24 protein-coding genes are annotated in these 21,063 nt (G+C 42.9%); 8 read left to right on the top strand and 16 right to left on the bottom strand.

Features of this window, described 5'->3' with window-relative positions; translation table 11 throughout:
• Positions 1 to 14 precede the first annotated feature (14 nt).
• Positions 15 to 197 carry a hypothetical protein gene (locus MUK70_RS11560; RefSeq protein WP_234652115.1) on the bottom strand — a complete coding sequence of 61 codons (183 nt, stop codon included), beginning with the start codon at positions 195 to 197 and terminating at the stop codon, positions 15 to 17.
• A 207-nt stretch (positions 198 to 404) separates the two neighbouring features.
• On the opposite strand from MUK70_RS11560, the gene MUK70_RS11555 reads away from it, so the two are divergent.
• From MUK70_RS11555 to MUK70_RS11545, 3 genes are all read left to right on the top strand, one after another.
• Positions 405 to 866, top strand: a complete 462-nt coding sequence (locus MUK70_RS11555) for a helix-turn-helix domain-containing protein (protein WP_234652114.1) — start codon at positions 405 to 407, stop codon at positions 864 to 866.
• Positions 867 to 1,262: 396 nt separating this feature from the next.
• Positions 1,263 to 2,477: a site-specific integrase gene (locus MUK70_RS11550; RefSeq protein ID WP_234652112.1), complete on the top strand. Its 1,215-nt coding sequence runs from the start codon at positions 1,263 to 1,265 to the stop codon at positions 2,475 to 2,477.
• A 309-nt stretch (positions 2,478 to 2,786) separates the two neighbouring features.
• On the top strand, positions 2,787 to 3,839 hold the full coding sequence (locus MUK70_RS11545; RefSeq protein ID WP_234652110.1) for a DUF932 domain-containing protein: 1,053 nt from the start codon (positions 2,787 to 2,789) through the stop codon (positions 3,837 to 3,839).
• A gap of 750 nt (positions 3,840 to 4,589) precedes the next feature.
• Here MUK70_RS11545 and MUK70_RS11540 read toward each other — a convergent pair.
• From MUK70_RS11540 to MUK70_RS11470, 15 genes are all read right to left on the bottom strand, one after another.
• The gene (locus MUK70_RS11540; RefSeq protein ID WP_234652108.1) at positions 4,590 to 4,862 is read right to left on the bottom strand and encodes a helix-turn-helix domain-containing protein; all 273 of its coding nucleotides are present in this window, start codon (positions 4,860 to 4,862) and stop codon (positions 4,590 to 4,592) included.
• Between the two features lie 320 nt (positions 4,863 to 5,182).
• Complete coding sequence (locus MUK70_RS11535) at positions 5,183 to 5,974, bottom strand: hypothetical protein (RefSeq protein ID WP_234652106.1); 792 nt, start codon at positions 5,972 to 5,974, stop codon at positions 5,183 to 5,185.
• A gap of 30 nt (positions 5,975 to 6,004) precedes the next feature.
• Positions 6,005 to 6,832, bottom strand: a complete 828-nt coding sequence (gene traN / locus MUK70_RS11530) for a conjugative transposon protein TraN (protein WP_234652097.1) — start codon at positions 6,830 to 6,832, stop codon at positions 6,005 to 6,007.
• A gap of 29 nt (positions 6,833 to 6,861) precedes the next feature.
• Positions 6,862 to 8,181 (bottom strand): conjugative transposon protein TraM, encoded by a 1,320-nt coding sequence (gene traM, locus MUK70_RS11525; protein WP_234652095.1) that lies wholly within the window; start codon positions 8,179 to 8,181, stop codon positions 6,862 to 6,864.
• The gene (locus MUK70_RS11520; protein WP_234652093.1) at positions 8,171 to 8,581 is read right to left on the bottom strand and encodes a hypothetical protein; all 411 of its coding nucleotides are present in this window, start codon (positions 8,579 to 8,581) and stop codon (positions 8,171 to 8,173) included. Before MUK70_RS11520 ends, traM begins: the two co-directional genes overlap by 11 nt.
• A 3-nt stretch (positions 8,582 to 8,584) precedes the next feature.
• Positions 8,585 to 9,202, bottom strand: a complete 618-nt coding sequence (gene traK / locus MUK70_RS11515; protein ID WP_234652091.1) for a conjugative transposon protein TraK — start codon at positions 9,200 to 9,202, stop codon at positions 8,585 to 8,587.
• Between the two features lie 12 nt (positions 9,203 to 9,214).
• Positions 9,215 to 10,327 (bottom strand): conjugative transposon protein TraJ, encoded by a 1,113-nt coding sequence (gene traJ / locus MUK70_RS11510; RefSeq protein WP_234652089.1) that lies wholly within the window; start codon positions 10,325 to 10,327, stop codon positions 9,215 to 9,217.
• A 20-nt stretch (positions 10,328 to 10,347) separates the two neighbouring features.
• Positions 10,348 to 10,983, bottom strand: coding sequence for a TerB family tellurite resistance protein (locus MUK70_RS11505; protein ID WP_234652087.1), 636 nt, complete (start codon positions 10,981 to 10,983; stop codon positions 10,348 to 10,350).
• Between the two features lie 5 nt (positions 10,984 to 10,988).
• Positions 10,989 to 11,630 (bottom strand): hypothetical protein, encoded by a 642-nt coding sequence (locus MUK70_RS11500; protein WP_234652084.1) that lies wholly within the window; start codon positions 11,628 to 11,630, stop codon positions 10,989 to 10,991.
• Between the two features lie 13 nt (positions 11,631 to 11,643).
• Positions 11,644 to 12,321 carry a conjugal transfer protein TraI gene (locus MUK70_RS11495; protein ID WP_234652082.1) on the bottom strand — a complete coding sequence of 226 codons (678 nt, stop codon included), beginning with the start codon at positions 12,319 to 12,321 and terminating at the stop codon, positions 11,644 to 11,646.
• An 11-nt stretch (positions 12,322 to 12,332) separates the two neighbouring features.
• Positions 12,333 to 14,795 (bottom strand): TraG family conjugative transposon ATPase, encoded by a 2,463-nt coding sequence (locus MUK70_RS11490; RefSeq protein WP_234652080.1) that lies wholly within the window; start codon positions 14,793 to 14,795, stop codon positions 12,333 to 12,335.
• Positions 14,776 to 15,117: a DUF4133 domain-containing protein gene (locus MUK70_RS11485; RefSeq protein WP_234652078.1), complete on the bottom strand. Its 342-nt coding sequence runs from the start codon at positions 15,115 to 15,117 to the stop codon at positions 14,776 to 14,778. The genes MUK70_RS11490 and MUK70_RS11485 overlap by 20 nt, the downstream gene beginning before the upstream one ends.
• 11 nt (positions 15,118 to 15,128) lie before the next feature.
• Positions 15,129 to 15,455 (bottom strand): DUF4134 domain-containing protein, encoded by a 327-nt coding sequence (locus tag MUK70_RS11480; RefSeq protein WP_255716572.1) that lies wholly within the window; start codon positions 15,453 to 15,455, stop codon positions 15,129 to 15,131.
• Between the two features lie 94 nt (positions 15,456 to 15,549).
• A complete protein-coding gene (locus MUK70_RS11475; protein WP_234652076.1) occupies positions 15,550 to 15,798 on the bottom strand; it encodes a hypothetical protein in 249 nt (82 codons plus the stop codon).
• A gap of 65 nt (positions 15,799 to 15,863) precedes the next feature.
• A complete protein-coding gene (locus tag MUK70_RS11470; RefSeq protein WP_234652074.1) occupies positions 15,864 to 16,031 on the bottom strand; it encodes a hypothetical protein in 168 nt (55 codons plus the stop codon).
• A 414-nt stretch (positions 16,032 to 16,445) separates the two neighbouring features.
• Between MUK70_RS11470 and MUK70_RS11465 the strand changes: the two genes are divergently transcribed.
• The 5 genes from MUK70_RS11465 (at position 16,446) to MUK70_RS11445 (ending at position 21,053) form a co-directional block, all read left to right on the top strand.
• The gene (locus MUK70_RS11465; RefSeq protein ID WP_234652072.1) at positions 16,446 to 16,919 is read left to right on the top strand and encodes a JAB domain-containing protein; all 474 of its coding nucleotides are present in this window, start codon (positions 16,446 to 16,448) and stop codon (positions 16,917 to 16,919) included.
• 391 nt (positions 16,920 to 17,310) lie between these two features.
• Entirely contained in the window at positions 17,311 to 17,538 is a 228-nt protein-coding gene (locus tag MUK70_RS11460) for a DUF4365 domain-containing protein (protein WP_244784812.1), read from the top strand.
• A gap of 593 nt (positions 17,539 to 18,131) precedes the next feature.
• Complete coding sequence (locus tag MUK70_RS11455; RefSeq protein WP_244784810.1) at positions 18,132 to 18,701, top strand: hypothetical protein; 570 nt, start codon at positions 18,132 to 18,134, stop codon at positions 18,699 to 18,701.
• 1 nt (position 18,702) lies between these two features.
• Entirely contained in the window at positions 18,703 to 20,286 is a 1,584-nt protein-coding gene (locus MUK70_RS11450) for an argonaute/piwi family protein (RefSeq protein ID WP_234652068.1), read from the top strand.
• Between the two features lie 56 nt (positions 20,287 to 20,342).
• Positions 20,343 to 21,053: a hypothetical protein gene (locus tag MUK70_RS11445; protein ID WP_234652066.1), complete on the top strand. Its 711-nt coding sequence runs from the start codon at positions 20,343 to 20,345 to the stop codon at positions 21,051 to 21,053.
• Positions 21,054 to 21,063: the final 10 nt, after the last annotated feature.

The following is a 21,063-nucleotide window of genomic DNA, read 5'->3' as shown; positions in this document are numbered from 1 at the left end:
AAGAAGAGTAAATTTTAAGCTACTTCCAGGCTGGTTAGGGCGTCCTGTAACCCAAGCTCGGCAACTTCACCGCGTTCGATATATTCCTTTGCTGCCTTTACGATTGCGGACTCAACTTGTAGATCATCATACTTTCCAGCTAATACTGCATATATGTTACCGATTGTGTACGGGACACCTTTGTAAGGGGTGCACATATTTTGATCGTTCAGTATTTCAAGTGCTCTAGCAGGTAGTTTAGCCCTTTTTCCCAACCGCTCATACAATTTTCTTGTGTCTGTCCGCATAATATTTAATCTTTGTTGAAACAATATCCGTTTTATGTTTATATTTAAACCGTCGTTACATACAAATATAAATAATGTTGAAACTAAATCAAACAAAATTTATAAATATTATTATTTATGGAAGAAGAAGGAATAAAAGGTCGTTTTTCTGAGGAAATACAAGAGTTGGGTGTTTCAAAAAACGCAATTGCATCTCAAATTGGATTTTCCTCTCAGACATTTACGAATGTCACTTCCGGAAGGAATATGCCCGGAGCCTTGCTTTTAAGTAGAATTCATAAATTCTACCCTACGTTTGACATTTCATATGTCATTACCGGCATTCGATCCAATGACGACTCGGAGGAGGTCAAGAAGTTGAAAGAAGACTTGGACTTGCAGAGAGCCATTGTAAGGAAGTTCGCAATGCCGGGAAAGTCTAAGGGCGCGACTATCATTTGCCCAGGTAACAGAACGAGGGATACACGCCGGAAGATGTTCAAGGACATGAAGGCGGCAACCATTGTTCCAGTGCCGGGTCGCGTCCCTAATGCCATCATCAACCCGAACTGGTTTACCGGTTTAATCGGGTTGAACTGATGTCATCCCAATGGGCTAATTTTAACTACCAATGACTGCATATTCGGTTACCGTTTTTTCAAAAAGGGTTAGAAATGCATCAAAAACTTGATTTAGGTTAAATCAAAAGGGTAAGCGGGATCGTATTGCTGTTCCCTGCATCTCCACCAGTATCAATTACAAAAAGTATCAAAAGCCTGCAAATCAGTGATTTGTGGGCTTTTTGTTTGCTTTGAGCTTATCAAAATATTCAAATAATCACAATATGTTGGTGAGCAATTCGGTGAGCCCTTTTTTGTTCCTAAAACTGCTCACCGAATCCACTGCATATATTTGATTATGAACCTGTTCACCGCGTAAACATCTTGATTTTGGCTAGCTGGAACTTTATTTTTATCACTTTAAAAATTGAATGCTATGCTAACAAAAAGTTTCACGCTGTTATTTTATCTTAAAAAGCGCAGCAATTACGTAAAGGGTAAACTTCCTATTTATATGAGGTTGACAGTCGATGGAAAACGTATAGAAGTCGCTACAAAGCGAGAATGCGAACCCACAAAGTGGAATTCGGCAGCTGGAAGGGTGGCGGGGAATAGGGAAGAGGTCAAAAGCATAAATTCCTATTTGGATGTGCTCCAATCCAAGGTTTACGATCTTCATCGAAAAATGATTGAATCGGAGATTACAATTACCGCAGAGTTGTTTAAGAATAAGCTGGTTAATGACGATGAGAAAAAGAAAATGATTCTGGAGATTTTTGAGAAGCATAATTGTGATATGGCTTCTTTGGTCGGTACGGAATATTCGAAGATAACTTTGGTCAGATACAAAACCTCATTAGAACATACTCGCAATTTTATCAAATGGAAATACAATTTGAATGATTTCAGTATTCAAAGCTTGGATTACGACTTCATTGCGCAGTACGAGTTTTGGCTTAAGACGCAACGCAGGTGTGGGCACAATGCTACAATGAAGTATCTTGCAAACTTCAAGAAAATTGTACTAAGCTGCGTAAAAAAGGGCTGGCTAGGTAGAGACCCGTTCTACGGATTTAAATTCGCTAAACGTGAAGTAGATCGATCTGCATTATCTGAGAGAGAGCTTGAAAAAATCAGCTTGAAAGAGTTTGACAACGTGAGGCTGGATCAAGTAAGGGACATATTTTTGTTTTGCTGCTACACAGGCCTATCATATGTTGATGTCTTTAAGCTGCAACGTTCCGAGGTTATTGAGGGGCATGGAGGTGAGCTATGGATAACAATCAAACGACAGAAGACAGAGACATCCTCACGAGTGCCAATATTGCCCGCTGCTCGTAAAATATTACAAAAGTATGAAAGCCATCCGCAGTGCTCTGCTAAAGGTCAGCTTTTACCGGTGCTTTCTAATCAGAAAATGAATGCTTATCTCAAAGAGATCGCGGATGTCTGTCAGGTAAATAAAAACATAACATTTCACTTGGCAAGGCACACATTTGCAACCACAGTGACATTAACGAATGGTGTTCCTATGGAAAGCGTTTCCAAAATGTTAGGGCATCGAAATATCAGGACCACTCAACTTTACGCCAAGATTGTCGATAAGAAAATTTCGGAGGATATGAAAAAAATAGAGAGTTTGTATTCCTAGAATCGCGTTAATGATACCGTCGATTGACAAACAAACTCGGCAAAAGCGCAGCTAAATAAGTGGCCCTATTTCCTGAGACTTAATTATAGGTGCCAAAAGCGTCCGGCATAATGGCGGCTTCTTCTATTGTATAGATACTTGGAGTTCAAGCCGCCAGCCTGCGGCGCTTATTCCTTTTCCTTTTGGCCAGTTGAGGGCCACTGTTAGAGATGCTTTCTTTTTTTCTCGTTTTTCTTTGTCAAACATTCATTAAAAAGAAGAGAGAGGAAGGAAAAAGAAAATCATTTCTAACTTCTAACATGTACAATCATGGCTCACAACATCAATTTCAATGAGAACACCGACAAACACAGCTTTTTTAGTGTAAGGGAAAAAGCTTGGCACGGGCTCGGACAGGTGGTCAAGCAATATCCAACCAGCAAAGAGGCAATCATCTACGCCGGACTTGACTATCAGGTTGAGAAGGCCAATTTATCTGCCGGAACTATCGATAGTAAAGAATCGAAAGACAATAACCCAGTTCCTGTCCCGGGATATTTTGCGACGATGCGAACGGACAATAATGCTGTTTTGGGAGTTGTCGGCAAAGATTATCAGTTAGTCCAAAATCGGGATGCTTTTACGTTTTTTGATAGCATCGTCAATGGTGATGGCATTATGTATGAAACCGCTGGTGTCCTGGGCAAAGGTGAAAAGATCTTCATTACGGCCAAACTACCTGGTTATATTCAAGTCGGCAAAGACGATCTCATTGAGAAGTACTTGTTTCTAACAACATCCCATGATGGCAGTGGCAGCATTACAGCAGCTTTCACACCCGTAAGGATTGTTTGTGCCAATACGCTCAATGCCGCCTTGAAAAATATGACCAACGTTGTAAAGATCCGCCACACGAGCAATGCGTCAGAGAGGTTAAGAACAGCTCACAAAGTGATGGGAATCGCAAGCCGGTTTAGTGAGGAAATAGGTGCAACCTTTAATAACTGGGCAAAGAAACCCATCACCGACCCGCAATTAAAAAGATTGATTGAGATTGCTATGGCACCAAATAAGGAAGTGTTAGGCAACCTGAAAGATGGCAAAATCAACGCACTTTCAACCCAGTTTGTCAACATTGTTGAGGATGTCTACGAATACGCGTTGTCCAATCCAACACAGCAGCTCCCCACAACGATGGGAACAGTTTTTGGAGCTTATAACGCTGTGACAGGCTATTTTCAGAATGTCAGAAAATTCCAGGATGACGAGGCAAAATTAAAGTCGATTGTACTAGGCGGCACCGGGCAGCTCAGAACCCAGGCTGCTTTCAATTTGTGCAATGATTTTGCCAAACACGGGCCTGCAAGCTTCAATCTTAATTAACCGTGGGGGCCAGTCCCCACAATCTTGTATGGACCCCTAAATGCAAGCCGCCCCCGACCCAGAGCTTTCAGCAGCTCAGAGTCGGGGGCGGTTCAATTGTTTGAGTTTTTCGAAATCAGGTGCTAATGACTGTTGAAAAGCTCTAAGACAATCAGAATAATACCTGACACTATTGCCAATGCCGAAATAATCAATAATAGTCCTTCCCCGGTCGATGTGAGGATTGCCGAAAAATAGCTGTTATAATGCTGAGCCCCGCCATAACCTCTTCTGTTGAACCTTCGTTTACCTACAAATACCCTTAAAACCAGCCCAAGTATTAGAAGAATCACGCCGTAGGCCGTTACCGATGTAATACTGAATGCAAGAATCATAGCCCTTTTGTTTGAGTGATGACTGATTGATCAGATGTAAAATTAATGCATTGGAAATACCTGCACCACATTTGATACAAGCCTGCACAGAATTTCAGCTACTCAACCATCCACACTTGGCTTCCCTGCTTAGGATGATGGGATGGTAAATACTGGATGTAACCAAATGATTCAAGTTCTTTGAGATATTTATGGTACGTAGCAGTACTTTTAGTTCTCGACAAATGCATAATCGTTCGGCGCGTTACATGAAAGGGACTTGATTGTTTGTTCTTGTCCCAAAGCAGAACCAGTGCCAGGTAAGTCCCTACATGCCACACCTTCACTCGCTTATCTAGAAGTATTCGATTAAAGAATTTGGATATTGATCTTTCCATTACCTTTTAGTTTTGGAATCTGCTGCAAGCAGAGACTGGATGTCCTGAAATGCGTAGTAAAATGATCCTCCAACTTTATTGGGCCGGAGCTGGCCATTGATGCGCAAGTTTTGTAAGGTTCCGGGCGAGATATTTAACATCTTGCGGACATCAGCACTTTTGAGCCATTTTTTTGGCTCCGACTTATCGCTTGTCAGGAATTGTTTTAAGTCCTCAAGGAGCTCTCGCCGGAGCTGCTGCAAGTCTTCTTTTGTGATGAATTCGATATTCATATTTTTCGAAAATCAATAGATGATTATTAAACCTGCTATGCCAACAAGCGGATATTACTAGGCCGATTTTTATGAAATGAGGGCTCATAGACAATGTATCCAAAATCGCTTAGCTCGCGCACAACTCTATAATAGGTCTTGCCGCAAGATATTTTAGACAGGCTCATCAGCTCATAGCTGTACATGGATATGCATTCACTCATTAGCCTGTTTGCACAACGGAGAACGGCGGTGTAGACGCTGATATGCATCGCTGTGATACGAGCGTCTACACTGATATCGGTAAAGAATTGATCAAGACGTTTGGTGATATCCATAGATTATTGGCTTACCGACATTCCTTGATTTTTCTTTGGCTTTTTGCCTGAGTGATGGTCTTTTCCATCGTCGCCCAGCCCTTGTTCTACCTTCTGTGCTTGGCTTTTCCCTTTGGATTGGGAGGCCTCTTGTGACTGCCTGTTGTTGATCCTGTGCATGTTCGCATCAAAAACCGTCACGGATTTGAACTGAGGGTTGGCCTCGATATACCTTCGCTGCTCACTGCCATTTTCAAGGAATGTTACCGATTGACGGTTTCCTTTTTGAAGCGAATCTAACAGTTTGGACCTTTCCTGATCATTCTGCAATTCCTTGATTGGATGCTTAGCAAGTTCATTTTCTAGCTTGAAGCCATAGTTTTCATGAAATTGCTTCTGTTTGAAGTTTCCAGCATTATCGGTTTGCTTAAAGTCCATTTGCAGCCAGGCATTGTATATCTTACCTTCTTTATTGGTCAAATCTTTATTAACTGCGCGCCCGCTCATCAGGTTATAGCCCTCTTTCAAGGTTATGTTGTTATCCTTACCTATATAGAAGGTTTGGTTCATTTTTTCATTAGCCTGATCCTGCTTTAAGGAAGCGGTGTAGCTATTAAAAAAATACATATCTGTTGTCGCAGACCGCTTGAAATGCAGAGAACTGTTTAATTCATCTTTGCCAAATGTTCCTTGGTGTTGCAAAGTGAATTCGGGAGGCTGTCTTTTCAGATTGTCTTTTAGCTGAGCTTCCAATCCGTCGCCAAAACCGGTATACTTAACTTGGTCGCGGAGATATTCAAAATTCTTTTCATTCATGATTTCTGAAGTTTAAAATTGATAAAATGGCTATTGCTTAATCGGAGCTGCTTTTAAAATGTGTTTGTTGCGAACTTTGAGGTTGAGGTGCCTGCCTCCGTTTTTCTCCTGCACCTGTATTGAAAGGTATTTCTTGTCTGGAATTGTCATCTTCGGAAGCACATAAATGAAAGAGTGGGAGGAGCGCGGGTCAACAGCGCTGGTATCGCCCCGGATATGAAAAGGCTTGACCTCCAATTCCTGAACTGCGGTGCGTTTTGGTTGTTTTCTGTCTCTAATGAAGAACCGAAAATTTTCTATGTCGTACCTGATGGATGAGTTGTTGATCAGATCAATTTTATAGGCAAGCAGCCCTTCCTCAATGTAGAGTCCAGACAAAGAGAGCTCGGATTGTGAGGATCTGTCTTTGATTGAAATATTTCTGCCGCTACCTGTCGCGGCAGTCTCTGCGACTTTCGCAACCTCGGCTTCATTAAAAGCGTCAGTCCTTAACTTCGCAACTTGTTGTAAAGGCGGGCTCACCAGAATGTTCAGGTTAAGCGGCTTCAAGGCGTATTCAACATCGAAAGAGAACAGCTTGCCATCGGCTGTGATCACGGTCAAATTGGTTGCATTTAAGTCGGGCCGCGCAGCTTTTACCTGAAGAATGTTTTCAACGCCAACCGCTTTTTGAGCGAGTAAATCCTTGCTACCCCGGTCCACCGTTTTGATGCTGAAAGGGAAAATTAAGTGGGTGGTTTTGTCAGTAGTGACTTCCAGCGGGAAAGATTCAATGACCGAAGTTTCGATGACCTGACAAAAGCCACTTGTAATAATTAGAAGGCACAGCAGTAGCTGACACAAAAAGAATGTTCTCATGTTAGTGGAATGATTGATAAAGAGTGGAATTAAATCGTCTTGGCGTTTGCGTCTTTAAGCAGCACCCTATAACCAGCTTTGACGGATACCTGAATTAGTTTCGCCTTACGGCCAAAGAAAGTTTTTGCGGCTTCAATGCCTGCGCTTGCAGCTTGCGCTCCTATGGATGGATCAACCATAGGAATGTTGATGCCTTGAATTGCCCGGTCAGAAGATTGCTTACCAACATCCCTTGAAATCGCTCCCGGAATGTAAATGCCTTCAATGCCATCCATGTCATAGACATTCAGGCTAACCGGAAATAGTGCATTGTCTGAGCGGACAGATTCAATGGCGACCCGCAACCGCTCCTGGTTCAAGCTGGCCTTCCCGTATAGAAAGCTGCCAGCCGGAATCCGTTTACCCGCAATAAAGACATCGGTTGATAATCTAAATTTAACTGTGGCCCCGGTGACTAGTGTTTGATCCTGGTCAATTACAGCCTCAATAGCGGGGAGATTTGCGGCGCTGGGTTCTGAGTTTTCCAGCGAGTAGAAGCCGGTATTTGTGCTCAATCGGTCAGGATTGCTCGTTGTCGCTGAATCCGAATACATATCGGCCACTCCGAATAATGTAACGTTGGCTTGGTCACGGACTTCCGTAACTGGAAAAACCTGTTTTCTATTTGCAATCGATTGCTCGGCTACATTGCTAGCCGCAAGGTCAGGGTTTTGAATTTGCATGATCTTGTCAATCATGCCACTGAGCTCCTGCATTTCCGGATCGCTTTCAGGTTCCGACGCTTCCTGATCAAGGCCTGCCATTAACTGTTCTAACCGCTCGATCTCAGCACTTGATGGTGCTTTTTTATTCGATAGCTTTTCAATTTCAAAGGATTCAAAGTCAGGCTGAGACGTCTGCGACAACACTCTGTTTAGTTCACTAATTTTTTGATGTACCTGTTGTTCCGCCTGCTCGTGATTTTGTGTTTCGTTGGGTTGTGCTAACCCTTTCCTTTTTCTTCCGGGGCCATCAAGGTTCTTCAATGGTACACCCAAGGGGCCACCTGCCGCTACTAACAAAGTATCCTGATAGTAAGGATCTTTTTTTATCATTTCGCGCAACCGCGCCGAATCTGCTGAGGCTTTCTGATAAAAGCTGAGCTTGTTTAAAGATTTGTCGTCTTTCAGGATTGCGTCTGGAAGGCTTAGGATCAGTCCCTTATGATCTTTTTCTGCGGCAAAGTCTCCCTGTTTTCTGCCAATCAATACCCAGAAAAGCATTGTCAGGAAGGGGAGGACTAATAATGGCAGAAAGGTGTAAAATTTTCGCCGTTGTAAGAATTTTCGACTGTATGATTTATTCTGCATGATCATTGTTGTTTTGTTGTGAGTGATAGATGCTATCAGCAATGAAGGCCTTTTCAAGACTATCCAGATAGTTCTCGAATGCCTGCTGTTTTGGGCTTGGCGTTGCAGCTTTGATCGAGCTTGTTTTACCGACCAAGCTCTGAAACGTGTGACTTTCTTTGTCCGTGTGAGAGTACGGTATGGTCAGCCAAATGCAGTAAGCTACACCTAATCCTAGAATTGCAAAGAGGATTGCTTTTTGCCATCGGACGGGCAGTCCTGACATTTCTTGATTCATCCAGTCAGCTAGTTTCCTCTGTTTAGCTTTAATCTTTCCGGCAATTTTGACGGCTGCAGCTTCTGTCTCTGTAACTGCTGCCGGGCTAGTCTTTTGTTTGTGTCGATTGAAATTGTAGAACATAATTTAACGATTTTGAACATTTACATCTTTGTTTTCAAGGGTAGTCCAGCGCTCAATCAAAAACCCGTGCGGATTGTTATCACTGCGTGAGACGCTTCTCAGGTAGCCCTCCGTGACGAGCTTGCGCGTGACAATACTGGTAGATCTGATAATGCGCTGGCTGGCAACGCAGTGGAAGTAATACGGATAGTCATCTGTTTTGATCTCAACTGTGTCAACGCTGATCTGTTGACTGATATTTCCGGAAATGATGCTGGTGTAAAATCCGGATTCTTTCAGATTCTCGTACTGCGCTTTGGCCGATGCGTCTGCCAGATAAAGCGCCTTTACGAGGTTCGACTGGATTACCTTGTCGTCCGGGTCGAGGCTGAAAAAGTATCGGTGAAAAGTCGCGACATGGTCACGGGCTTCGACTGGGATATTTTCGTTTCGCTCGAATGCGTAGGCATCAAGTACTTTTCCGCTTGCCAAGATGTAGACCTTATCCTGTGTTTTATCTACCAGCTGATAGCTTTTGTAAACTGCAAAGCAGCAGAAGCCAATTGAGCATATAATGATAATCACAGTAAATGCGCGAACATGCCGGAACGCAGTGTCAATATTTTTTGCTTTGGTGAACATGACTGTAAATGATTATGAGTTTTGAGATTTTGGCATGGCTGTGCTTCTGGGAAGCGAGCCAAAGCCGCCACCTGCTGGAAATGCCCTGTTACCAATTCCAGTCGCGGTCTGCGAGAAAAGCGTAGTGACTTTATATAGGAATGGATTTCCGCCGCCTGCATGAACAATGTAGTTGGCAACCGAAGGCACTGAGAAATAGCCTATTATACCAATAATTAGAAAGATGAGATAGGCCATGTCAGTTGAGCTAAAAAATGTATCACCTGACCCCTCAACCTGGCTAATGTCCAGCGTCAGCATCATTTCCTGGATCTTGCCGATGATCGCCCCGAAAATATTTGCGACTGGAAGCCACAGGAAAATGTTCACATACCGCGCGATCCATCCAGTGAGTGTATGCTGGAAACCATCAAAGACTGCGAACCCAAATGCTAGGGGGCCGATAATAGCTAAGACAATCAGCTGAAAAGTTCGGAGTGTATTGATACAAAGCGCGGCAGCTTCAAACAGCAATCTGAGGATCTCGCTCATCCATTCTTTGATTGAGTTGCGAAAATTGTAAGATGCCTTTGCCATCGAAAACTTGATGTCGTTGCCGACACTGGCAAAAATGCCCTCGCCTGATGGGTCTTCGTTTCCATGCGTGTATTTGTACCATTTGTCACGATCTCCGTTTCCTGTGGCGCCGACATACATTTGCCATACATTGGTTTTCATGATCGCCTCCTCCTTCTTCTTCAACAGCAAAGTGATAGCTTCATTAGAACCTTCGACCATTGCCGAGGTGGCCCGGACAACAGGCGACATAATGCCGTTGATCATTGCTAAGACCGAGGGGAACATCAGGATTGCAAACCCCAGTACGAATGGCCGGAACAGCGGGTAAAAGTCGATCGGCTCGGCATTGGCCAGGTGTCTCCATATTCTTGATGAGATGTACCAAATTGCGGCGAAACCTGCGATTCCTCGCCCGACACTGATTAGTTTAGCACACATTGGCATCATTTCGTCATACAGCTTGTCAAGCACACTGTGAAGTCCGCTAATTTGCTCGGGAAACCCTTGGGCAAAAGAAAATTGTGGCAAACTGATTCCCATCACCGCAACTAATGCGGTTCTCGTCATTGCATTCATTACGTTTTGGATTAAGGCTTGACGCCGTTTAATTGTGCGCTGGTTTCGACTTCGGCAAATTCTTTGGCCCGTTGTAAGCCTAATGTTGCTGCTGTGGAGTTGAAATGACGGAGAAAAACCAGCTTGTCCTGCATCTCTTCGTGGATCTTGTCAATGGCAGACAAGCGCTCATCGTCGGACATTCGCATTTTTTTGGCGGTCAGTACCATCGTCAATGCATCCATGTTTTTCAAGCTTTGACTAATCAGCCTGGAATAAACGCGCTCCATGTAATCAAGCTCATCCTTATTGAAGTACTCCCCTGATTGAAAGTGCCCTAATGCTGTCCGATATTCCGAAATCAGCCGAACTTGAAATTCCACGATCTCCGCTATACGTTTGTATCGTTTTACTGCTGGGCTAACTTCCAGGAGCCCGTCAAGGAATGCTTCATGTAATTTAAAATTACCTTTTGAAATATCCTTAATTGTCGTGTAACCCTTAAAAAGAATATCATATCCGGCCTTCAACTCTTTCAGGATTTTCCGTAGCTGATTAAGCTTTTGAATATTCAGGATCAGTTGTGTGACCTCCGGCGTTTGGGCCTTCGCCTCCTTCACCGGAAGAAGGAGCGAAGTCAACAGTAATAGTATCAGTGCATATTTCATTGCTCTCATTTTATGCCGCGCAAGGCTCGGCTGGTTGTAACATCCTCTTTCTCTTTTATCCTCGCCGCCGCGAGTACCGCAGACTCACTGCAAAAAGCTTTTGAAAAAGTGAAATTGAAAAGCATATGCTGGTACAAGTCTTCGACGCGTTTGATACGATCGTTATCTGTCATTGCATAACTGCCGTCGGTAGTCACCTCTTTTAGAGAGACCTGTATTCTGTCGCAGTCGCTGGAAAGCCGGTCGAATACCGCCCGCAAGTAAGCTAGCTCGTCACTGGTAAGAAATTCGCTTTGACTCAGTTTCGACACACAAGAACTACAAACACTTTTTACCTCACCGTGATACATACCGATCCACTTGACCTTTACAAGACTAGCGATCTTCGGATTAACGACTTTAAGTGAATCGAAGTGATTTTTGTGCAACTTGAATTCCACATTGTTAATGTCCCCGATCATCGTCAAACCTTCTTTGGCGATCTTGTAACCTTTTTCGGTTAGTTCCAGATATATCTTCAATTGCGCAATCTGCTCGATCAAATACTTCTTTTGGGTTTTCTTTTGCCGGAACCATTCCTTAAATGTCTGCCCAAAACCAACATGAGCAAATCCCAACAGCAGTAATAGCATCTTCAACTTTTTCATCCTCCCGTCCGTGCTAATTGATCCCATATAGCTTTTTGACCACATCCACTTCCTGCTGATTTTTCGAGCGGCTTATACTAAGCATTGCGTTTTCCTGATTGAAACGGGTCAGGTCGCTATATAGCTGGTCTGTTTTGTCGGCTGCGTTGTCGATCAGTTCTAGCCGCTTCGCGTCTGTCATTTGCATGGTCAGGGATTCCACGATCATTTTGAGCAAGTCAATGTTTTTCGCGGAATTTTCGAGGATACCCACGTAGACCTGGAAGATGTAGTTGCGTTCCTGGGCAGTGAAATGCTTGTCGTCTGAGATCAGCCCCCAAAACCTCTTGTATTCATCAACAAGCCGGGAGTTTTTATCAGCGATCTGCTTGATCTTGAAGTAATAGGCAATGACTGCTTTGACCTTTTTGAGCTCTTCATAATACTTCTTGTAAAGGTCCCGCTGCTTTTTGACCCATTCAGTAATATCATCCAGTTGCAGCTTTGCCATCGTATTTTCAATGGCTTTCTGTGCATTTTGTAACCTGATTACTTTATTCTGTCTGCGCTGGATCATCAAATCAACTGCTCTAACAACCTTCTTGATCGCAGCTTTGATTACTGCGGCCCAAGGATTCGCCGCTTGGGCATTTTGGACCGGCGTCATTGTTAGCGCGAGTATTAGCGTGAAGAATAGAATATGCTTTCTCATTCCAGTGTGCTTTAAGAGTTTGCTGCCTTCATATCCTGGGCAAGCGCGGCAATTCCTTTTTGCATGCTTCCGAACCGCCTGGCATAATCCATCACCTTGATTTTCTCGGTTTCCTCAGTGGTGTAGCACAGGTATTCTTCCAGGCTAACTTCGGTCCGGTACACTCTGGAAAGCGTCCCGCCGAGACTGATAAAGACTTCCTTATACTTGCGAAGCGGATCATTTGCTTTGTTGACCGACAGGATCAGCGTCTTTTCCTTTTCCGTAAGACCGAGTAGTTCCTGGATCTGGTCGAACTTGTTTTGATACTTGCTCTGATCCAGCAGGATTTTGCAGTCGCTATTGTTGATGATCGCTTGTTTGACCACGGGAGAGCTGATAATGTCTTCCACTTCCTGCGTCACCACAATCGCCTCACCCAAATACTTCCGGACAGTTTTGAACAAATACTTAATGTAATCGGCCATTCCTTCCTTGGCGATCGCCTTCCACGCTTCTTCGATCAGGATCATTTTGCGGATGCCTTTCAGCTTTCTCATTTTACTGATGAAAACCTCCATGATGATAATCGTTACCACAGGGAACAAAATCGGGTGATCCTTAATGTTATCCAGCTCGAAGACGATAAACCGCTCACTTAAAAGGTCAATGTTTTCGGTCGCATTCAGTAAATAGTCAAATTCACCGCCCTGATAGTAGGGTCTTAAAACATAAAGCAAATTGCCAATATCAAAATCCCTGTCTTTGACTTTGTCTTCACTCAGGATGTTTACAAACTGGTCACGCAAGAATTCGTAGAAGGTGTTGAAGCAAGGAAATCCGCCTGAGCTGTTGATTTCTGCGTAGTACATCGTCAATGCATTGGACAGGGCTACATACTCGCTGCGCTTGAAAACCTCATTGTCTTTCTTCCAAAGCGCAAGGATCAGCGTCTTGATGCTTTCTTTCTTCTCCGTATCCAAGGCATCACCTTCTGCAATATAGAAGGGATTGAAGCGGATCGGGTTAGTTTCTTGATAAGTGAAGTAATATCCATTTACCAATTCACAAAGGCCCTTGTAGGAGTGACCGACATCGACGAGCACAATATGTGAACCTTGCTCATAGTAGCTTCTCACCATGTGATTGGTAAAGAACGACTTGCCACTGCCGGAAGGCCCCAAAATGAATTTGTTCCGGTTAGTGCAAATCCCTTTCTGGATCGGCTCGTCGCTAATATCTACATGCACCGGTTTGCCTGTGAGCCTGTCACCAAGCCGGATGCCGACAGGGCTGATTGACGACCGGTAACCCGTTTCTAGATTTAGAAAGCAGGAGGCCTGCTCGGCAAAACAATCAAAGGTTTCATTCATTGGAAAGTCCGCCGCATTGCCCGGAATGCCCGCCCAAAAAATCTGAGGTGCGCCCGTCGTTTCCTGCTTGGCGACTGCTTCCATTTGCGCAAGTGCGGCAGAGACTTTGTTGTTGAGCTCATTGAGCTCTTCCTTGTTGTGCGTCCAAACAAGCATATTGAAATGCGCCTTCACAGGTAATCGCTGATTGCTGATCGCTTCGTTCAAAAATGCATTGGTTGCATCTAGTGCGATCGCATTCTTTCGCGAATAAGCAGCCAGTGATTGCAACCTCAGCCGTTTGGTTTCCATTTTTCGAAGCGTTTTGGCGCCATCGTCAATGAAAATGTACTGGTTGTAAATGTGGTTGCAGCTTAGCAGTTGCCCGAGCGAAGACGCATAGCCAACGCTGAATTTTGTCTTGTCCGTCGAGTACCGGTCAAAGTGGATTTGTGAGCCGCAGGTAGATGGTAAGTCTTCCGTATCAGCCAGCGTATACAGTTGACAGTGCTGACCTCCGACTTGAATCCCGTCAGCAAATTGCAGGTCTTTGATAACTGGGCTTTCACGCTCCGACAAATAGCAATATTGCTCAATAATCCCGGTTCGGCCGGGCTGGCTCCAAAGTTCCTCATCCTTCAACCGTCGCAACTTAACAAAGCCGCTGTCTTCCATAATGTGCTTGAACTGGCCGACGCAGCTTAGCAATTCCTGCAATACTTTGGCGTCCATCGTTTCCTCAGGCACCAGCGTCGGTCGGATCATATTGGAGAGCAGCGAGGTTGAAAGCTTTCTGTTTGCTGGCTTTTTGGTAATGTAGATGTAGCAGCTGTGATCCAAAAATGGCCGCTCATTGAAATGCCGCTCACTGCTCCGTGACAAGAAACTGGTGTCCTCTTTTGAAAAGTCGGGTTCATACCGGCTGTCGACAAACCAATCCTGTTTGTGAAATATGGAGTGGGAGGGAAGCACCCTCAGCGCCTTCACCAACGTTTGATGAAAGGCCTCGTAATCGTGATCGGACAGGGTGAATATTTCAGGCAGATCTGCCTGAAATACCACTGTAATGTCGCCCTGCTTGCTCAGGATGCAATTGTGCTCAATGTCCATGATCGGAATGAGGTCATCCAAGTATTTTTCCATGGCTACGGATTGGTTTGAAAATGCTTCTTGAATTTGACCTGACATGTTTTGGAATGCTCCTTCTGGCCAACACCTTCGTGACTCCATGCTCACCGTAAACCCCGCTCAAATGGTAAATGCCCATGATCATCGGGATTCCCAAACAGACAACAATCCCGACACAGATGTAAGACCTGATCCCGCACACATAAAGCAGTGCATAAATTGCAAACAGTACGATAGCCGCCCCACCCATATACCAGATATACTGCGCCTTCAACCCCTTGAATTCAATGCTGGCGTTAATGCCTTTGTTGATTTGGTATACGCTCGTATTTCGCATAACGGTAATGCTTATAGGCCAAAGAAAGATTGCAGCACGGTGGCGACCACCACCAGGAAAATACAACTTCCAAACCACGCCGCAGCCACTTTTCCAGTGTCATTATCTCCCGCATTCCACTTCTGGAATACTTTCACGGCGCCTACCAGGCCGAGCACCGCGCCGATGGCATACATCAGCTGTGTGCCTGGCTCGAAGTAGCTTCTCACCTGGCTATCGGCCTCAGAAATACCCGCTGCGCCGTCCTGCGCTTTGGCGACCATGGCACTGAGCGACAGCAATATTGCCGTAAATAATTGTTTGGATTTGCAGATAACTGCGGATTTCACACGTTTCATACCCCTCATAAATTTGATTGTTGAACATTGATTTGAAGTTGCTCCCTTGCGCCTCCCCGGCGTCAACCGGGGAGGGTGGGAGACGGGCCCATCATTAAACCTCCTTCCAAACTTCCTCTAGCTCTGCAGCACTGAGGTTGATGTGGCCATATTTTGCCGATTCCGATGTGATCACATTATCGATCGCAAGCCGGAACGGTGTGCCTCTGATGGCGGAAAAATCTTTGATTAATAGTTGGATTAGAAAGATCAGGTCTTCCCTTTCGTATCTTTTTTGGCAGGCTTCCGATATCGAGCCTGATCTGCTGCGCCAGCTCCTCCACCTTGCCAAATACTTCTTCATTTTGCCAGACTGGCTTTTTTGTTTGCGTTATTTCCTTTTCATCAGCGTCGAACGTAGTCGCTTCGCTAGCTACTTGGGGGAGGTTTGTCCGCCCGCTGCCAGAGCTTGTTTTGCGAGCTGAAAAACGATTTGAGCTCATGCCGGTAGAACGCAATGCCGACGATCGCATAATAGACAGTTACAAGTGACGCCAATGTCAGTAAGTATTCCGTCCAGGTGAAATGTGGTAACATAATGTCTTGCTGTTTTGAAGTGGATAATTGCTTTGCCTTTCTCGAAAGGACATGACAAAACAACACCAGAAATCAAGGCTCTTCAAGTACAACTTTCGGCTGTACCTCAATTGTACCCATTGTACTCTATTGATTTTCAAAAGATTGAGGCTGCTAAAAAGTTTAAGATTTTGAAAAAAAACTTGAAGACTACCGCTAAGTCCGGCATTCCATGCGGGGCAGAGTTTCTTGTATCAATGATGCCACAAAGGTAGGCACAGGGCTGCGGGGCGTAGTAGAAATTCCGGCATAAACACCGGCATGAATGCCTTGCTGCCCGCAGGGCTTTCCTTTATTCCGTTGCTTCCACTACTTGCTTGCCCAGTGCCAGAATGAAGCGCCATAATTCATTCAATCACTTCAAATCTAGTAATTATGGAAAGCTTCGCAAATGTCTCAAACTTGTATCAGGTAGCAGAAATTGAGCTGATCTACAAAACCAATGTACAAGCAAGCCAGCGTCCTAAAATAACATCGTCCATAGATGCATACAATGTGCTAATCCAAAGCTGGAACCCCGACAGACTGGAATTTATTGAAGAGTTCAAGATACTGCTATTGAACAATGCCAGCCGGGTGCTAGGTATTTTTGAAGTTTCCAAAGGCGGGATTTCAGGAGCAAGTGCAGATGTAAGGATCGTTTTTGCAGCGGCTTTGAAGGCCAATGCAACAGGGATTATCCTGGCACACAACCACCCTTCTGGCCAGCTTGTGCCGAGTGATGCTGATAAGTATATTACTGAGAATATGAGAAAGGCTGGAGAGTTACTGAATATTCGGGTACTGGATCATCTGATCGTGACGGCGGAAGGTTTTTGCTCGTTTGTGGATGATGACCGCTTAGGATAGAATTGATTCCAAAATTCTTTCTACGGATACCTACGCATGGATATATTAGTTGACATCCGAGGTTTCCCTCCAAGTCCAGTCGACTATCGGAACTACATGTAAAATGTAATTACACGCTCCCTGAAGTGTGAGTCATTGCTAGGACATATCTGAAATTTTTAACGCGTTTAAATCTTGAATATCCTTTTCACACCGCGATTATAAATCTAAGAAAAGGCTTGCAATAAAAAAATAGATAATAAAAAATCGAATAAGAGCAAAAAAGTTTTCATAAAAAAAATATAACTTATTGATTATAAGCCTTATGTGATTTTTGAATTTTCCAAAAGTTTACAATCTTTGAAATAAGTTTTGTATTTGTTATCTTTAATTTTGCAAAAATTCAAGCATTATGTCAAAAATAGTTCGTGCGTCACATATCATTGCTGAGAGAGGAGTTAATGTTTTCGCGGATTATTGTAATCGGCATAATCCTTATATTATCTGGAGGGAAGAAACCAAAAATGATTTTGGTATCGATGGCGAGATTGAACTGACAGAAAAGACTGACGATGGAAAGACTAAGCCAACCTCACGCATATTAAAAGTTCAGGTCAAGTCGACAGAGCATGATAAATAGCTACATGATTCGAGAGACCGAAGATTCCTTTTGTTTTAGCGCCTCTGAGTCTGACCTGGAATACTGGAACAATTATAGGCGGTTCGGATATGAGGTTCTTCTAGTGATCTTTGACGGGCGCAAAGGGAATGAATATCTTTATTGCAAAAAAATAACTGATATTGATGTAGCGCTGTCTACAAAAAAAGGGAGACAAAAAGCAGCACCAATTCAGTTTTCGAAGATAGACAATCACCTCACAACAGGAAGTAACGAGTTCCTGGATCGTTTCGCGTCGTCATTCAAGCCGAGACTTAATCACTCTGTCTCTGAAATTATTGACTCCAACCTATGGCCATTTAGATCCGAACCTAGATGGATGTATTCATTTTCCAGTAGGTTCAAAAACAAGAAAGCTCTCTTTTCTGAAATTCAGTCAGGCATAGCTCCATATTTTATAATCAAGGATTCATTCATTTACACGTTTACTGACGCTCGGGAAGGGATTCAAAGAATTCTTTGATCAAGCTTCGGAAGACGGCTGCAATTGCCAAGAGCATAGATTCAACGATATCGTTAGCTCATCTACATTAAAGAATTACTATGTAGAGCTGATGAACGCTTACATATCAGATTTCATGAGACGTCGTGGCATGTGGTGGCAGAAAGACTATAAGCGATACTACTTTTACTTAAAAGAGGATCAGCAGGAGCACAAAGTATCCTTCAAGACTAGAAAAATCGCCAAGGAAACTGAAAAAAAGGTGGTAGGCTATTACGAGTATGGAAAAGATCACTTTTTTAGACACTGGGCAATCAATGTCAAAATTGTCTTTATTGAAAATAAGCTCTATCTAGTACTGAATCACAAATACCTTTTTACCTCAGACCGAAGGACTCCCATAAGGCCTGACAAGATAACTAAATATACAAATTACATCAATTCAAGAACTTACAATGATGGAGTTCTAGATGAACTTCATTTTTGGTGGTACCACTTTGCGAAAAACAATACAGAGTGGATGATTTTTGATGGAAAGAATTTGCAGCATCCGGATATAAGCGTTGGTAGACCGATTTGTTTTGATGTCCCATTTGGAATCGCAATGGATTCAGTGCGATCATCCGCAAAAACTAGACCACCAGTGAACGAAAATTCACAACAACTAGCCATATTTCTTTGATATGAAACCCGAATTATTAAGTGAACCCCTGCTTGAATTTGGAAACGACCGCCTTAGTGAAGACCCAAAACAAGGGATCACAATTGGAGGTTTCTTTTCCACCAGTTCTTACACACATCGATCTGAACTTCATTATGCACTAATAGGAACAAGTTTTGGCTTGGAGAAGACTACGGAATGGATTGAGAGTTTTTCCGGTCTTATTGAGGCTACTGCTAAAGAAGTTAAAATGACTTCGGAAACCAAGATATTAGATGGAGAAGTTATTGATGAGGATGATGAAGACGGCCTGCTATTTAGTGGTGATTTTGAAGATGAATTTGAGGATACAAGTACAGAAGTACAAATACAATACGAGCAAAATAAGCGATTAAATCCAGATTTTCCTGGGTTTTCATCAGAAGCGGTTTTTCGTTGTAGTTTTGTTAATGATGAGACAAATAACCGAACTATTAAGCAATCAAAAGTTGAATCGATTTTAGTTGATAATGATTTGACGGACTTTGATCGCATTGTTAGAATATGCGACTTATACAAAGATGCCTACATTGACTTATTGACGACTAGCTTATCTTTACCAAATTTATGCTTCATTGTTATACCAGCCAAGGTATTTAAAGATTTGTCGTCTATCCCTTTCAAAGGGAATTCCTTCTTTAATTTGCGGCGATATCTGAAAGCTCAACTTATTACATTACCAGGATCAATTCCTGTGCAAATTATTTTAGAAGATACTGTTCTTGGAAAGAAGAAGTCTCTTCAAGATCTTTCTATGCAAGCATGGAATTTTGTTGTAGCAAACTATTACAAAAATGGTGGTACTCCATGGACATTGACCCTAAAAGATAAGCACACTTGTTTTATTGGGATAAGCTTTCATAAAGTGCTTAATGCCGATACAAACCTAGTTAGGTCAAGTATTGCGCAGGCATTTAACTATGAAGGAAAAGGCATTGTATTTATTGGTAAATCATTTAAATGGGATTCTAATTTCCACAACACTCCTGCACCCCACTTGACTTATAATTATGCCGAGGATCTTATTAAGTCTGTAATTGAAAGGTATAAGCGGTTCAATAACAATATCTTACCTAACCGCGTAGTAATACATAAAACAACCGATTTCTGGAACTCTTCGCAGCATGCTGAATATGCAGAAGTCGAGGGTCTTAAAGATGGTATCCGAAAAGTACTTGGAGATGATGTTACCATAGATCTAGTAACAATTAAAACTTCTAGCATAAAGTTGCTACGACGGGAGGGTCGATATCCTGTTGTAAGGGGAACGATGCTTCCTTTGGATCAATATACGGGTGTTTTGTATACGACCGGCTATATTCCCTACTACGAGACCTATCCAGGTCTTCATATTCCGCGCCCTTTGGAGATCTCAATATTTGAGGGTGAGTCCACATTGAAACGTGTCTGTGAAGAAATTCTAGCATTGACAAAGCTGAACTTCAATAATTGTAATTTCTTTGATAGTTTACCCATCACGCTACGTTTTGCACAGAAGGTCGGTGAAATCGTTCAATATGCAGACGACGACTCTGTGTTGCCTGACAAATACTTTTTTTATATGTAATATGTTTCAGCGTTCTAATAATTGTGGATTGAGCACTTGGACGAATCATTAAGATTATGTATTACTCATCGGAATATCCAAAAGTATCTCGCTACGAAAAGTCGCCAAGCGCATTGAGTGGCTTAGCATCAAATTTTCTTTTTCATAAAGAGCTTTTACAGCGATTTAATAATCAACTATTTCTTGACGATGTTCACCTGAAAGAACTGATGGAATATTCGATCGAACTTGTAGGTGCAATAATTGATAGTGATTGGAAGGGTGAGAAGTTATCAAACACTGAGCGGGCAGAGATTGAAAAAGTTGTAAATGATTTTAATTCTATTGCGGCTCAATTTAGAAGTTCTGTTCCAAACGTAGATTCGATAGTTGAAAAGTTGAATAAAGACGAATGGAGATCACGGCATACTTCAGTTCAAAAAGAATTTTTAGAACAATTAAGTCAAGAGTCAGCAAAATCTATTCGATTGCGGCTAAATGATGTTATACCAAGACTGATACTGTTTCTGGAATCCTTAGTTGGCAAAAATGTCACTAAAAATTTAGTCAATTACAATGCGAAAATTGATGGATATTTAAGAAAGGTTAAGGATATTGATGAGCTAATTGTTAGAGTCAAAGCATCTCTGGACGAGGTTGGTATGCTACCTACTTTTCAAGGAGTAAGAAATTATGCTGGACTTTTTAACGCTGAATCAAAAAAATTTAAAGATCAGGCGAGATGGTGGCTTATGGGGACACTATCTCAAAATCTGTGTAAAGTTTAAATCGGGGTTT

This window comes from Dyadobacter chenwenxiniae, from assembly GCF_022869785.1.
In the GTDB taxonomy this organism is placed as follows: domain Bacteria; phylum Bacteroidota; class Bacteroidia; order Cytophagales; family Spirosomataceae; genus Dyadobacter; species Dyadobacter chenwenxiniae.
The sequence above is the reverse complement of the archived record's forward strand: the minus strand, read 5'-3'. Positions and strand labels throughout refer to the sequence as shown.